Raw genomic sequence first — 12,982 nt, forward strand, 5'->3', positions numbered from 1 at the left:
CGACGCGCGCGCACCCGCCGCCCGCCGGCCAGCTCCACGCCGCGGACCCGTCCGCCGGCGACGACGACCCTCGACACGGAGGTGTCGGTCTCGATCCGCGCGCCCGCGGCCTCCGCCCGGCGACACAGTGCCTCGGCGAGCTCCCGGGTCCCACCCCTCGGCGAGGGGAAGCCCACCTCCTGGCACAGCATCGTCATGAGCCACCCGTAGAGGCCGCTGCCGGCGGAGGTCGGCGGGATGTCGGCGTGCATCGCATTGCCCGCAAACAGCTGGCCGGCGCCGCGGCCGCCGAAGCCCTCCGCCGCCAGCTGGGTCACCGGCAGCACCGCGAGCCGGGCCAGGTCGGGAGCCTCACGCAGCCCCAGTCGGGAGAGGACCCGAGCGGCGTCCTTGACCGGCGGCCACCGGGTCAGCAGTGCGCCCAGGAGCGGGTCACGCACCCGCTGCCACTGCTCGAACATGCGCAGCCAGGCCTCGCCGTCCCCCGCGTGCTCTCGGTCGAGCCCGGCAGCGGTCGCCTCTGCGTCGGCGTGGAGGGCGACACCCCCTTCGCCCGCTCCCGCGACATGGGCGAGCGGCCGCTCCGCGTGCTCCCACTGCAGCCCGTGCGCCTCGAGATCGAGCCCGCGGAGCACCGGGGAAGCCATCGCGAGGGGGTGACAGGCGCTGAACTCGTCCTCGGTCCACCCATCGCTGCTGCGGCTCGAGACGGCTCCGCCCACGCGGTCACGTTCTTCGACGACGAGCACGTCCCAGCCGGCATCGGCCAGATAGGCAGCGGTGACGAGTCCGTGGTGACCGGCACCGATGACGACGGCGTCGACACTCTCCATCCCTCAGGCCTCCTCGGCGTGCGTCTCACGCTCAGCGAGGAGACACAGCCGGCGCAGGGCCTCACGGTTGCGCAGGGTCAGTCCGACCTGACGCAGCGGTCGGGGCGCGAGGACGGCGAGACCGCCGGAGGCGTCCTCACGCATCGTGACCACCGACCCCTCGGCCTGACTGGCCACGTCGATCTCGACGAGCTGCGTCCCGAAGGGCCGCACCCGGGCCCGCAGGACGATGCGCATCCTCGCGGGATCGACCTCGACCACCGAGGTCCGGTCATTGCGCACGAGCGGCCACACCCCCACCGAGTGGTGCAGCTGGGTCCCCTCAGCCGGCCAGGACTCGTCGACGGAGCGCACCCGCGAGGCGCCGACGACCCACGCGGCGTAGGTCCAGCCGTCCTCGATGACCGACCACACGCGCTCGGGTGGGGCAGTCGTCGTCCAGCGAACCGGGGCGCTCCCGGAGAGGTCATGGGTCGTGGCGTCGGCGCCCATGGCCGCACCTCCTGGGTATCGGGGTCATCGGACCACCCCTACCCCGTCGGCCCCCGAAACATCCGCTCCGGGGGCCGCGAGTAGGAGGTGTCGGTCAGCCGCTCTTGCGGCGGAACATCTGCTGGGTCGCGGTGGTCTCGGCGCGGTGCGCGTCCTCGACCTTGCCGTGCGACCCACCCGGCGAGACATGTGCTCCGCCGTGCTGCTGCTTCTTCTCCAACGCTTCCCGGAACTTCGCCTTCACGTCCTCAGGAGCGCTCTCGTGGTTGCTCATGGGACCTCCCTTCGTCGCTGGCCGGGACCGCGACTGCGGCCCCGTCTGCACCAACCCTCCTGCACGCAGGGGGAGAAGGCAACGCCTTTTCGTTCCTCCGTCAGGAATCGAGCAGCGGGTGGCGCTGGATGATCTCCTCGCGGCCCGGGCCGACGCCGATGGCCGAGACCCGGGCGCCGATGAGCTCCTCGGCGCGTAGGACATAGGCCTGGGCGTTGGCCGGCAGCTCCTCGAAGGTGCGGCAGTGCGTGATGTCCTCCCACCAGCCGTCGAGGTACTCGTAGATCGGCTTGGCGTGGTGCACGTCGGACTGGTTGACCGGCATCTGCTCGACCCGCTCGCCATCGATCTCGTAGGCGATGCAGATCGGGACGCGCTCCAGGCCGGTGAGGACATCGAGCTTGGTGATGACGAAGTCCGTGACGCCGTTGATCCGGGTCGCGTAGCGGCCGACGACGGCATCGAGCCAGCCGCACCGACGCGGGCGGCCCGTGGTCGTGCCGTACTCGTGGCCGGTCTTGCGCAGGAACTCACCGTCGTCGTCGAAGAGCTCGGTCGGGAAGGGCCCCTCCCCCACACGGGTGGAGTACGCCTTGAGGATCGCGATGACCCGGCTGACCCGGGTCGGCGGGATGCCGGACCCGGTGCAGGCGCCGCCGGCCGTGGCCGAGGACGAGGTGACGAAGGGGTAGGTGCCGTGGTCGACGTCGAGCAGCGTCGCCTGGCCGGCCTCGAGCAGCACGTTCTTGCCCTCGTCGAGCGCCTGCTCGAGCACCAGGCTGGTGTCGGCGACCATCGGGCGGAGCCGGTCGGCGTAGGAGAGCAGCTCCTCGACGACGGCGTCGACGTCCGCGGCACGGGTGTTGTAGATCTTGGCCAGGATCTGGTTCTTGACGGCGAGTGCGGCCTCGACCTTCTGCCGCAGGATCCCCTCGTCGAAGATGTCCTGCACGCGGATGCCGATGCGGTTCATCTTGTCGGCGTAGGTCGGGCCGATACCACGGCCGGTCGTACCGATCTTGCGCTTGCCGAGGAACCGCTCGGTCACCTTGTCGAGCGTGCGGTTGTACGGCGCGATGAGGTGCGCATTGGCGCTGATGAGCAGCTTGGAGGTGTCCACACCGCGGGCATCGAGGCCGTCGAGCTCCTGAAAGAGCACCTCGAGGTCGACGACGACGCCGTTGCCGATGATGGGGATGACGCTCGGCGTCAGGATGCCGGAGGGCAGCAGGTGCAGCGCGTACTTCTCACCCTCGATGACGACCGTGTGGCCGGCGTTGTTGCCACCGTTGAACTTCACGACGTAGTCGACGTCGCTGCCCATCAGGTCGGTGGCCTTGCCCTTGCCCTCATCGCCCCACTGGGCTCCGATCAGCACGATCGCCGACATCGGTCCTCCTTGCCCGCAGCTGGAGCGGGTCTCGACAGCACGTCAGCCGCGGGTCTCCCGCGGCTGCTCACCCGGTCCACTCTACCGAGGTGCCCTCGCGAGCCGACCGTCGCGCTCCAGTGCGATCCCCAGCTGGAGCCGGGTGCCCACCCCGTACTGGTCCATCAGGGCCGCGACCCTGCGGCGGACCGTGCGCAGCCCGACGTGCAGGGTGCGGGCGATCATCTCGTCCTTGGCTCCCAGCGCGAGCATCCGGATGAGCGCGTCGTCGGCACTGCCCTCGGGTGCCTCGACCTCGGGCGAGAGCGACCACATGAGCTCGAACCACGCCGCGAAGCACTGCACGAGCGCGGGGTTTCGGATGAAGACATAGGGCGCCTGCGGGTGTGCCCACTCCGATAACGTGACGACCGCTTCGCCGCCGAGGAGGATGAACTCGGTGCCCACGAGCTCCGAGACCCGCTGCAGCTGCCCGGTCCCGCGCTTGGCCGCCAGCTCGCTGCGCGCCAGCTCGGTCCGCAGCACCGTCGGGTGCAGCAGCGTCCGCTGGACCTGCCCCTCCACCGCGCGGACGCGCTCGTGCCGGCCGTTGATCTCCTCGCGGCCGGCGCCGACCTCCATGTCGAGGATGACATTGTCCGTCCGGTCCACCTGACCGGCGATGCGGTCGATCATCGGCGCCGCCATCTCCTGGGTCAGCACCTGGACGCCGGGATCGTCGCCGAGGTCGATGTTGTGCATGCGCGCACGCAGAGTCATCAAGGCATCGCCGATGTCGATCAGCTTTTCGCGGCCCTGCTCGATGCGGAAGGTGTCCTCGGCGAGGTACTGCTCGAGGCGACGCAGCGGTTCGTCATCGGGCGTCGACGGAGGAGACATGATTGGCATGTTATTGCCAGTGGCCTCCTAGTGCCATGTTTGGGCCTTTTCGTGCGGCAGACTGGCCCTGCGCGCGGGCGCCGCCGATGGATCAGGGGACTCAGAGCGGCGCCCCGCGCCTCGCAACTTCCGGACTCGGGACACCGGACCGGCGACGAAGGGCGTCACGACCAGTGGTCGTGACGCCCTTCGTGCGTGTGGACGGGGGTCAGCCGAGCAGGGCTCGGGCCGCCTCCAGCGACGAGTCCGTCAGGAAGGTGCGGCAGCGCTGCTCCTCCTCGGTCTCCTCGATCTCGCCGGCCGCCTGCGAGAGGGCAGCGAGCGCGCGGAGGAAGCCGCGGTTGGGCAGGTGCGACCACGGCACCGGCCCCTGGCCCTTCCAGCCCGAGCGCCGCAGCGCATCGAGACCGCGGTGGTAGCCGGTGCGGGCGTAGGCATAGGCCTCGATCGAGCGGCCGCCGTCGAGGGCGGCCTCGGCGAGCACCGCCCACGGCAGGGAGGACGAAGGGAGGTCCGCCGCCACCGTGGTGGCATCCTCACCGGCGTCGATCCGGGCCGCGGCGGGGTCCTCGGGCAGCAGGGTTTCGGGGATTCCGAGCAGGTTGTCCATCAGGCCTTCACCGACGTCCCGGCCGAGCGCAGGTTTTCGCAGGCCTCGACGATGCGGACGGCCATGGCGGCCTCCGCCTCCTTGCCCCAGGCGCGGGGGTCGTACTGCTTCTTGTTGCCGACCTCGCCGTCGATCTTGAGCACGCCCGAGTAGTTCTCGAGCATCCAGCCGGCGACCGGGCGTGTGAAGGCGTACTGCGTGTCGGTGTCGACATTCATCTTCACGACGCCGAAGTCGACCGCGTCGCTGATCTCCTGCGCAGTCGAGCCGGAGCCACCGTGGAAGACGAGGTCGAGCGGACGCTCGCCGTGGTCGCTGCCGTACTTCGCGACGATCGCGTCCTGGCACTGCTTCAGGATCTCGGGGCGCAGCTTGACGTTGCCCGGCTTGTAGACGCCGTGGACGTTGCCGAAGGTCAGGGCCGTCATGTAGCGGCCCTTCTCGCCCAGGCCGAGGGCCTCGACGGTCGCGAGCGCGTCCTCGGGTGTGGTGTAGAGCTGGTCGTTGATCTCGTTGGCGACACCGTCCTCCTCACCACCGACGACACCGATCTCCACCTCGAGGATGATGTCGGCCGCCGCGGAGAGCTCGAGGAGCTCCTGCGCGATCTGCAGGTTTTCAGCCAGCGGCACGGCCGAGCCGTCCCACATGTGCGACTGGAAGATCGGCAAGCCGGTCTTGTCCTTGCGCTCCTTGCTCGCCGCGAGCAGCGGGCGGACGAAGCCGTCCAGCTTGTCCTTGGGGCAGTGGTCGGTGTGCAGGGCGATGTTGACGTCGAAGTTCTTGGCCACCTCCTGCGCGTAGGCGGCGAGCGCCAGGGAGCCGGTGACCATGTCCTTGACCGTCGGGCCGGACAGGTACTCGCCACCCCCGGTGGAGACCTGCACGATGCCGTCACTGCCGGCCTCGGCGAAGCCGCGGATCGCGGCGTTGAGGGTCTGGCTGGAGGTCACGTTGATCGCGGGGTAGGCGAAGGAGCCTGCCTTGGCGCGGTCGAGCATGTCGCGATAAACGTCTGGAGTTGCGATGGGCATGACTACAGGCCTCCTGGCGCAGAGTGGGTGGTCTCGAGATGATCCTCGCAGACCTCGTCACCCGGGAGGAGTCCACTGGCCTTCCCCACGCTCGCTCAGCAGGTCATGCCGCTCTGCGCCAAGGGCGTGCAGCGCGGTCCGGGTCTGCGCGAGTCGGCGGTCGATCTCGGCGAGGACCTGACGGACCGCATCCCGGCAGTGGTGCACATTGGTCACGGCGCGGCTGGCCCGCAGCGACACCGCGGTCTCCACGCCGATCGTGTTGAGCACGTCGAAGGCCCTGACCGTCCCGGACACCTCGAGCGGCGGCAGAGGAGGGAAGGCGACCTGGGCGCCGGTGTCGACGACCTCCCTCCCGAAGTCCGCCAGCGCCGCGTTGACCTGCAGGAGCAGATCGTTGACCGGCCCCAGACGGCTGTACTTGTCCAGGTCGGCGAGCGGGGAGGCCACCACCGAGCTGTCCGCGGAGCTGAGCCGCCAGATCATCTCGAGCTGCTCGCGCGCCTGGGAGAGCAGGGCCTCGGCCGTGCGGCCGGCGTGCTGGGCCTCCTGCAGCTCGCGCAGCAGGGCCTGCGCCCTCCCGATCTCGTGGGCGATGCCGGTGAGCCGCTCGCTCGCCCGGCCACCTCCCCCGACCAGCTCCGCCTCGCGCGCGGCGGCTGCCGACTCGTAGCGATGCGCGGCATCGCCCAGGGCCGTGCGCTCCTGCGCGAGCCGGGCGAGGTACTCCCGCGCCGTCGTGGCATTGGCGACGGCAAAGGGGTGCTGGCTGCGCTGCGCCTCGGCGTCCAGCAAGGGCACGTCCGCCCGCGTCCGGGCGATCCGAGCGTCGAGATCGACCTGCCGCTGCCACTGCGCGGTCGCCTCCTCGAGCGCGACGAGGGCCTCGCTCACGGACGTCGCCCCGGGGTGAGCGTGGCGGGGACGGTCGTGGCGACCCGTCGCAGACCGAGGCGGGTGAGGATCGGCAGCGAGTCCGGCGAGCAGTCCACCCGGACGAAGGGGAAGCCCCGCTCGGTCGCGTAGCGGGCGCGCTCCGCGACGAGGGCACGGTAGATGCCGCGCCGGCGGGCTGCGGGGCGGGTCGTCCCGCCCCAGAGAGAGCAGAAGTCGGTGCCCGGGCTGTAGCGCACCCAGGCGCCGCACACGATCTGACCGACCTCGACCCGGTGGCTGTCGACCTCCATCGGCTCGGTGGCCTCGGCCACGAAGACGTCCAACGTCTCGGGGCTCCTGCGCAGCTCGTCGCGCAGCTGCTGGGTGTGGCCGTCGCGGCGTCCCCACACGATCTCGTGCAGGTCGGCGATCCCGGCGAAAGCCGCGTCGTCCCCCACGTCGACGAGTCGCAGGCGAACGCCCTTCGCCTCGACCGGGTGGAGGAGGTCCGCGACCTCGCCGAGGACCAGCGCTTCGTCGTCCTCGGCGGTGAATCCGTGGGCACGCAACCGGTCGAGCAGGTCAGCCGGCTCGTCGTAGTCGTAGGTCTTCCACTCGAGCTCCTGCCCGCGCTCCGTGAAGAACTCCACCTGGCGGTCGATCCAGTGGTCAGGGTCGTCCCCGAGACCTGCCGGGCACTCGACCATGGCGAACTTCGTCGGGTCCGAGGACCAGGTGCGTCGTACCGGACCATCAGTGTCCTGGACCAGGCCGGGGCGCGGTTCGTCCTCACGCCCGGCGAGCCGGATCTGGGCGTGGAAGTCGTCGAGGATCGTCATGGTCGTGAACCCTGCCACGCGATGCGACGATCGACGTGCTTCGTGTGGGCTCCCGACGACCGGTCGAGTCAGCCCGCTCCCCTTGTTACCTTGGTGTCGCCGTGGGGGACACGGCGTTGCAGATCGAAGGGGACACCAACCATGCGTACGTACGCCCGGAGCCGTCATGTCGTCGGCGCCGCAGCAGCCGCACTCGCACTCGCGCTGGGCGCCTGCGGGTCCGGAGACTCGAGCGGCAGCTCCGAGGAGGACGGCTCGTCCTCGCAGGACACCTCTTCGAAGGCCTCTTCCGGCTCGGACTCGTCGGCAGGAGACGACGCCGCGGGGGCCAACTCGGCCACCGTGGACGGCACGAAGGTCAGGATCGACGACAGTTGGCGGGCCATCTGCGCCCGCAGCCCCAACGGCAAGGTCGGCTCGGCGGTCCTCATGGAGAACGTGTCCCTTGACCAGCTGAAGGAGAACCCCGAGTCGGAGACCGGCTTCATCACCACGCACTTCGACATCGCTGGCGACAAGGCCACGGTCAAGAACGTGAGCATCACCCGCCCGTCGGACCGGGATGCCGACCCGGTCAGGTACAGCAGCGCCAACAGCGAGGGAGACACCACGATGACGATGACGGAAGAATCCGTGCACGTCGAGGGCGAGGGCGAGCAGACGAACCCCGACGGCACGCGGCGCGAAGGCATCCCTTTCACCATCGATGTCGCGTGCACGGACTGGAAGGACCTCACCAACGAGGGGGACGTACAGCAGCCCTGAGCCTGACAAGATCACCTACCGGCGTGAGGCCTGCCAGGTGATGATCCGGTCCAGGGCCTCGGCGATGGCATCCGGTCCGGCCGCGAGGGACAGGCGCACGCACCGCGAGCCGACGACCGGGTCGAAGTCGCCTCCCGGTGTGACCGCCACACCGGTCGCCTCGAGCAGCGCCGATGCGTACTCCCGAGCATCGGCGAAGCCCGCGAGCTGGTCCCCCAGCTCCGCCCAGTAGTAGAAGGCACCGTCGGCGGGCGCCGCTGCGCCCCAGCCGAGCTCGGGGGCGTGCTCGAGCAGCACCTCACGGGCCCGAGCGAAGTCGAGCCGTGCCGCCTCACCCTGGGCGTAGGACTCCTCGGTGAAGGCAGCGACGGCGGCCTCCTGCGCACCGGCCGGCGGGCAGAGCGCGATGTTGCCGGCCAGCGCGTCGACGGCCGCGCGCAGGTCCTGCGGGACGAGCAGCCAGCCGAGCCGCCAGCCGGTCATCCCCCAGTACTTGCTGAAGGAGGAGACGACGATGGCGTGCTCGTCGATCTCGCGGGCACAGACCCCCTTCGCATCGGGTGACGCGGGATCGGCGTACGTGACGCCGTGGTAGATCTCGTCGCTCACCAACCGCACGCCGTGGGCGCTGCACCAGGCGGCGATCGCGGTGAGCTCACCGCGGTCGACCATCGTGCCCGTCGGGTTGGCGGGCGAGGCGAGGACGAGCCCGGCGAGCGGGGCCTGCGCGTGCGCCGCCTCGAGCTGGGCGACGGTGGGCTGGTAGCGCTCGGCCGGACCGGTCTCGATGTCGACGACCTCGCAGCCGAGGCTGGCGAGGATGTTGCGATAGGCGGGGTACCCCGGCTGCGCGAGTGCCACCCGGTCGCCGTGGTCGAAGGCCGCGAGGAAGGCGAGGACGAAACCGCCCGACGAGCCGGTGGTGACCGCCACCTCCGACGGGTCGAGGTCGAGGCCGTACCAGCGGGCGTAGTGACCGGCGATCGCCGCGCGCAGCGGGGCGATCCCCAGCGCCGGCGTGTAACCGAGAGACCGCTGCTCGGCGTGGGTGCGCGCGGCGGCCGCGTGGACCGCGCTCGGCGCGCCCTGGCTGGGCTCCCCCGCACACAGCGAGATGACCTCCCTTCCCTCTGCGCGCATGCGGGCGACGGTGGCGAGGACGTCCATGACCTCGAAGGGGGCGACGGCCGATCGTGCGGATGGAGCGAAGGGAGATGACGTCATGGCCACATCCTCACACCGGCCCCTTCGAGACGGTCGCTGCGCGACCTCCTCAGGGAGCGAGAGGTGTGACGACGGCGGTACAGTCGCCCGGCCACACCCTGCAGCGACACCCGAGAGCAAGGACACGCCATGTCGGAGACGAGCTACCAGATGATCGCGATCGGGGTGTACTTCGCGCTGATGATCGCCATCGGGTTCTACGCCTACACGCGCACCCGCAACATCGACGGCTACATGCTCGCCGAGCGCGGGCTGCACCCGGCCGTCGCGGCGCTGTCCGCCAACGCCGCCGACATGTCCGGGTGGCTCCTCATGGGTCTGCCCGGCGCGATCTACGCCTCCGGCCTCATCGAGTCGTGGATCGCCATCGGCCTGACCATCGGCGCCTGGCTCAACTGGAAGTACGTGGCCCCGCGGCTGCGCGCCTACACCGAGATCGCCGGTGACTCGATCACCATCCCCAGCTTCTTCGAGCGGCGGCTGCGCGACCACACGCACGTGCTGCGCATCGTCGCGGCGCTGATCATCCTCGTCTTCTTCACCTTCTACGTCTCCTCCGGCATGGTCGCGGCGGGCAAGTTCTTCGAGAGCTCCTTCGGCTGGACCTACCTGCACGGTGTGCTGCTCGTCGCGGCGATCACGCTGCTCTACACGCTCTTCGGTGGCTTCCTCGGGGCCACGCTCACCGACGTCGCCCAGGGTCTGCTGATGTTTGCCGCGCTCGTCGCCGTGCCGATCGTGGCCGTGATCACGATGGGCTCGCCCGGCGACATCGTCTCCGACGTCCGGGCCGTCAACCCCGACGCCTTCAACCTCTTCGCCGGCAACGACGGCGTCGTGCTGCTCGCCATCAGCATCTTCTCGACCGCCGCATGGGGCCTGGGCTACTTCGGCCAGCCGCACATCATCGTGCGTTTCATGGCGCTGCGCAGCCCCGCAGATGCTCACTACGGGCGGATCGTCAGCACGACCTGGATGATCATCACCGGCCTCGGTGCCGTCGCCACCGCCCTCATCGGTGTCGCCTACTTCAACGGCCCCGACCCGGCCAAGACGCTCGATGACCCGGAGACGGTCTTCCTCCTGCTCAGCCAGGTCTTCTTCCACCCGCTCGTCGCCGGCTTCGTCCTCGCGGCCGTGCTCGCCGCGATCATGTCGACGATGTCCAGCCAGCTCGTCGTCTGCTCCTCGGCCCTCGTCGAGGACCTCGTCAACCTGACCGGCCGCAAGGCCTCCGACAAGGCCCTGCTCATGTACGGCCGCATCGGCGTGCTCGTCGTCGCCCTCGTCGGCCTCGTGCTGGCACTCGACCCGAGCTCGGCCATCCTCGAGCTCGTTGCCTTCGCTTGGGCCGGCTTCGGCGCCGCGTTCGGCCCGATCGTCCTGCTGTCGCTGTACTGGCGCCGGCTCACCGCCACGGGCGCGCTGGCCGGCATGATCACCGGTGCGGTCACCGTCTTCGTCTGGGGCAATGTCGAGGTCCTGACCTCCACCATGTACGAGATCGTGCCCGGCTTCATCCTCAACCTGCTCGTCGCGGTCGGGATCTCCCTGATGAAGCCCTCCCCCAACCCGGAGGTGGACGAGGAGTTCACCCTGATGGAGCGCGAGCTGTCGGCCTCCCGCGGGGACATCGACCTCACGACGGTGTCGTAGCCGACCTCTCGTCGAGGCGCCACCACTCACCGAGCGACGTGGCGCGGGCCTCCTCCGCCCGCGCGACGTCGATGAGGTCCCGCTCCTGCAGGATCGTCAGGATGGTCTCCCGCTCCTCACGCATCGCCTGCTGCTCGACCTCGGGCAGCGCCTGGACCCGCTGGGCCAGCTCGATCTCGCGGCGGTCCGGCACGGTGGGTCGCGAGGCACCCAGATGGGCGACGAGGACGGCCACGGCGAGCAGCCCGGTGGCGATGATCGGCGCGAGGATGCCCTGGGCCGCGTGCGCGGACATGCCGAGGGCGAACCACCACGGCGCCACCATCGCCGACAGCAGGGCCAGGACGGCGCATGCGACCGCCGCCCCGCTGCGCTCGCGCCCTCGACGCCACCAGTCGAGGAGCACCCATGCCTGACCGATCGCCGCGAACCAGAAGGTCAGGTGCACCCCCGTCCCGAGACCGTCGCCGTGGAAGCCCTCGCCCGACATCCGACTGCCGAAGTCGTCTCCACCCAACGGAAGCAGCAGCCCCGCGGGCGCCGAGATCATCGCGAGCGCCTTGACCGCCCCGGCCGCCATCTGCCAGCGAGCCCAGCCACGCAGCGACGGCGTCAGCCGGATCTGCTGCCACTCGAGGATCCCGAAGTCGACCCCCTGGGAGAAGTCTCCTTCCCGCGCGTGGCGCACGGCATCGCTCATCGTCCCCATCTCATCCACCGTCGGGCACCTGTCCGAAGTGGTGCCGCCGTACCCACGCGTGCATCGCGATGGCTGCGGCGGCGCCGGCGTTCATCGACCGGGTCGAGCCGAACTGGCTGATCTCGAGGACGTCGTCGCACGCAGCCAGCATCTCCGCGGAGATCCCGGGCCCCTCTTGGCCGAAGACGAGCACGCAGCCTCGCGGCAGGTCGTAGGTCTCGATCGGGACCGAGCCGGGGACGTTGTCGATGCCGATGAGGCGAAGGGGGGTCCCCCCTTCGCCCGCGGTGCTCGCCCACTCCACGAGGTCGGCGACGTCCGGGTGATGGTGCTCCACCTGGTAGCGGTCGGTGACCATCGCGCCGCGACGGTTCCACCGTCGCTTGCCGACGATGTGGAAGGCGGCGGCACCGAGCGCATTGGCGGTGCGCACGACGGAGCCGATGTTGAAGTCGTGCTCCCAGTTCTCGATCGCGACGTGGAAGTCGTGGCGGCGCGTGGCCAGGTCCGCCGTGATCGCGTCGTGGGACCAGTAGCGGTACCGATCCTCGACATTGCGCCGGTCCCCGCCGCGCAGGAGCTCGGGGTCGAGTCGGGCGTCCTCGGGCCAGGGACCGTCCCACGGACCGACGCCGTGGCTCACAGGGGGCGTCGAGACTTCGCCCTTAGCCTTGGCATGATCATCCGGGGTCCGCACGGACCCCAACGTAGACGCCACCGCCTCGGAAGGACTGCATGAACACCGTCGTCGACTGGGTCCTCGCCCTCATGGACAGCATCGGGGGCCCCGGGATCGCGCTCGGCATCTTCCTGGAAAACCTCTTTCCGCCGATCCCCAGCGAGGTGATCCTGCCGCTGGCCGGCTTCACCGCGGCGACGGGTCGCTACTCGATCGTCGAAGCGGTCCTGTGGGCGACGCTCGGCTCGGTCACGGGCGCGCTGCTGCTGTACGGGATCGGTGCCGCGCTGGGTCTGGACCGGCTCAAGGTCATCGCGCACAAGATGCCGTTGGTCGACGTCGCCGACATCGACAAGACGGACATCTGGTTCACCAAGCACGGCCCCAAGGCCGTCTTCTTCGGCCGATTCGTCCCCGGAATCCGAAGCCTCATCTCCATCCCTGCCGGCATCGACCGGATGCCGCTGGGGCAGTTCCTCGGGTACACGACCGCGGGCTCGCTCATCTGGAACAGCCTCTTCGTCTGGATCGGCTTCCAGCTCGGCGACCGCTACGACCTCGTCGAGCAGTACATGGACCCCATCAGCAAGGTCGTCTACCTGCTGATCATCCTCGCCGTGCTCGGGGTCATCGGGTGGATGGTCCTGCGCGCCCGGCGCCGCAGCCACGACCCGGACGACCACATCGACATCGAGACCCTCGACTGACATTTCGGCCGGTGTGCGGCAGGC

Annotated in this window: 15 protein-coding genes; 3 read left to right on the top strand and 12 right to left on the bottom strand. The window is 70.0% G+C overall.

The window, feature by feature from the left end; genetic code table 11:
- The 9 genes from JLI01S_RS09290 to JLI01S_RS09330 form a co-directional block, all read right to left on the bottom strand.
- Window positions 1-833, bottom strand: an 833-nt coding sequence (locus JLI01S_RS09290; protein WP_157074892.1) for a phytoene desaturase family protein, incomplete at its 3' end; no start/stop codon positions are given.
- 3 nt (window positions 834-836) lie between these two features.
- Window positions 837-1,325 carry an SRPBCC family protein gene (locus JLI01S_RS09295; RefSeq protein WP_068263646.1) on the bottom strand — a complete coding sequence of 163 codons (489 nt, stop codon included), beginning with the start codon at window positions 1,323-1,325 and terminating at the stop codon, window positions 837-839.
- Window positions 1,326-1,419: 94 nt separating this feature from the next.
- Window positions 1,420-1,599 (bottom strand): DUF5302 domain-containing protein, encoded by a 180-nt coding sequence (locus tag JLI01S_RS09300; protein WP_068263649.1) that lies wholly within the window; start codon window positions 1,597-1,599, stop codon window positions 1,420-1,422.
- A 100-nt stretch (window positions 1,600-1,699) separates the two neighbouring features.
- Complete coding sequence (locus JLI01S_RS09305) at window positions 1,700-2,989, bottom strand: adenylosuccinate synthase (RefSeq protein WP_068263651.1); 1,290 nt, start codon at window positions 2,987-2,989, stop codon at window positions 1,700-1,702.
- Between the two features lie 81 nt (window positions 2,990-3,070).
- Window positions 3,071-3,868, bottom strand: a complete 798-nt coding sequence (locus JLI01S_RS09310; RefSeq protein ID WP_068263661.1) for a helix-turn-helix transcriptional regulator — start codon at window positions 3,866-3,868, stop codon at window positions 3,071-3,073.
- A gap of 208 nt (window positions 3,869-4,076) precedes the next feature.
- Window positions 4,077-4,478 (bottom strand): DUF3151 domain-containing protein, encoded by a 402-nt coding sequence (locus JLI01S_RS09315; protein WP_068263664.1) that lies wholly within the window; start codon window positions 4,476-4,478, stop codon window positions 4,077-4,079.
- Window positions 4,478-5,512 (bottom strand): class II fructose-bisphosphate aldolase, encoded by a 1,035-nt coding sequence (gene fbaA, locus JLI01S_RS09320; protein ID WP_068263667.1) that lies wholly within the window; start codon window positions 5,510-5,512, stop codon window positions 4,478-4,480. The genes JLI01S_RS09315 and fbaA overlap by 1 nt, the downstream gene beginning before the upstream one ends.
- A 57-nt stretch (window positions 5,513-5,569) precedes the next feature.
- Entirely contained in the window at window positions 5,570-6,406 is an 837-nt protein-coding gene (locus JLI01S_RS09325) for a hypothetical protein (RefSeq protein WP_068263670.1), read from the bottom strand.
- The gene (locus JLI01S_RS09330) at window positions 6,403-7,227 is read right to left on the bottom strand and encodes a GNAT family N-acetyltransferase (RefSeq protein WP_157074893.1); all 825 of its coding nucleotides are present in this window, start codon (window positions 7,225-7,227) and stop codon (window positions 6,403-6,405) included. Before JLI01S_RS09330 ends, JLI01S_RS09325 begins: the two co-directional genes overlap by 4 nt.
- A 141-nt stretch (window positions 7,228-7,368) precedes the next feature.
- On the opposite strand from JLI01S_RS09330, the gene JLI01S_RS16955 reads away from it, so the two are divergent.
- Window positions 7,369-7,992: a hypothetical protein gene (locus tag JLI01S_RS16955; RefSeq protein WP_157074894.1), complete on the top strand. Its 624-nt coding sequence runs from the start codon at window positions 7,369-7,371 to the stop codon at window positions 7,990-7,992.
- A gap of 15 nt (window positions 7,993-8,007) precedes the next feature.
- Here the strand turns inward: JLI01S_RS16955 and JLI01S_RS09345 are convergent, their stop codons facing one another.
- Window positions 8,008-9,216: a pyridoxal phosphate-dependent aminotransferase gene (locus tag JLI01S_RS09345; protein ID WP_068263680.1), complete on the bottom strand. Its 1,209-nt coding sequence runs from the start codon at window positions 9,214-9,216 to the stop codon at window positions 8,008-8,010.
- A 129-nt stretch (window positions 9,217-9,345) separates the two neighbouring features.
- On the opposite strand from JLI01S_RS09345, the gene putP reads away from it, so the two are divergent.
- A complete protein-coding gene (putP, locus tag JLI01S_RS09350) occupies window positions 9,346-10,872 on the top strand; it encodes a sodium/proline symporter PutP (RefSeq protein WP_068263683.1) in 1,527 nt (508 codons plus the stop codon).
- Here the strand turns inward: putP and JLI01S_RS09355 are convergent.
- Both JLI01S_RS09355 and JLI01S_RS09360 read right to left on the bottom strand, forming a co-directional pair.
- Complete coding sequence (locus tag JLI01S_RS09355) at window positions 10,856-11,572, bottom strand: hypothetical protein (RefSeq protein ID WP_157074895.1); 717 nt, start codon at window positions 11,570-11,572, stop codon at window positions 10,856-10,858. The genes putP and JLI01S_RS09355 overlap by 17 nt on opposite strands.
- A 10-nt stretch (window positions 11,573-11,582) precedes the next feature.
- On the bottom strand, window positions 11,583-12,215 hold the full coding sequence (locus tag JLI01S_RS09360; protein WP_068263688.1) for a TrmH family RNA methyltransferase: 633 nt from the start codon (window positions 12,213-12,215) through the stop codon (window positions 11,583-11,585).
- A 92-nt stretch (window positions 12,216-12,307) separates the two neighbouring features.
- Between JLI01S_RS09360 and JLI01S_RS09365 the strand changes: the two genes are divergently transcribed.
- Complete coding sequence (locus JLI01S_RS09365; RefSeq protein ID WP_068263691.1) at window positions 12,308-12,958, top strand: DedA family protein; 651 nt, start codon at window positions 12,308-12,310, stop codon at window positions 12,956-12,958.
- Window positions 12,959-12,982: the final 24 nt, after the last annotated feature.

Source organism: Janibacter limosus NBRC 16128, assembly GCF_001570985.1.
GTDB lineage: Bacteria > Actinomycetota > Actinomycetes > Actinomycetales > Dermatophilaceae > Janibacter > Janibacter limosus.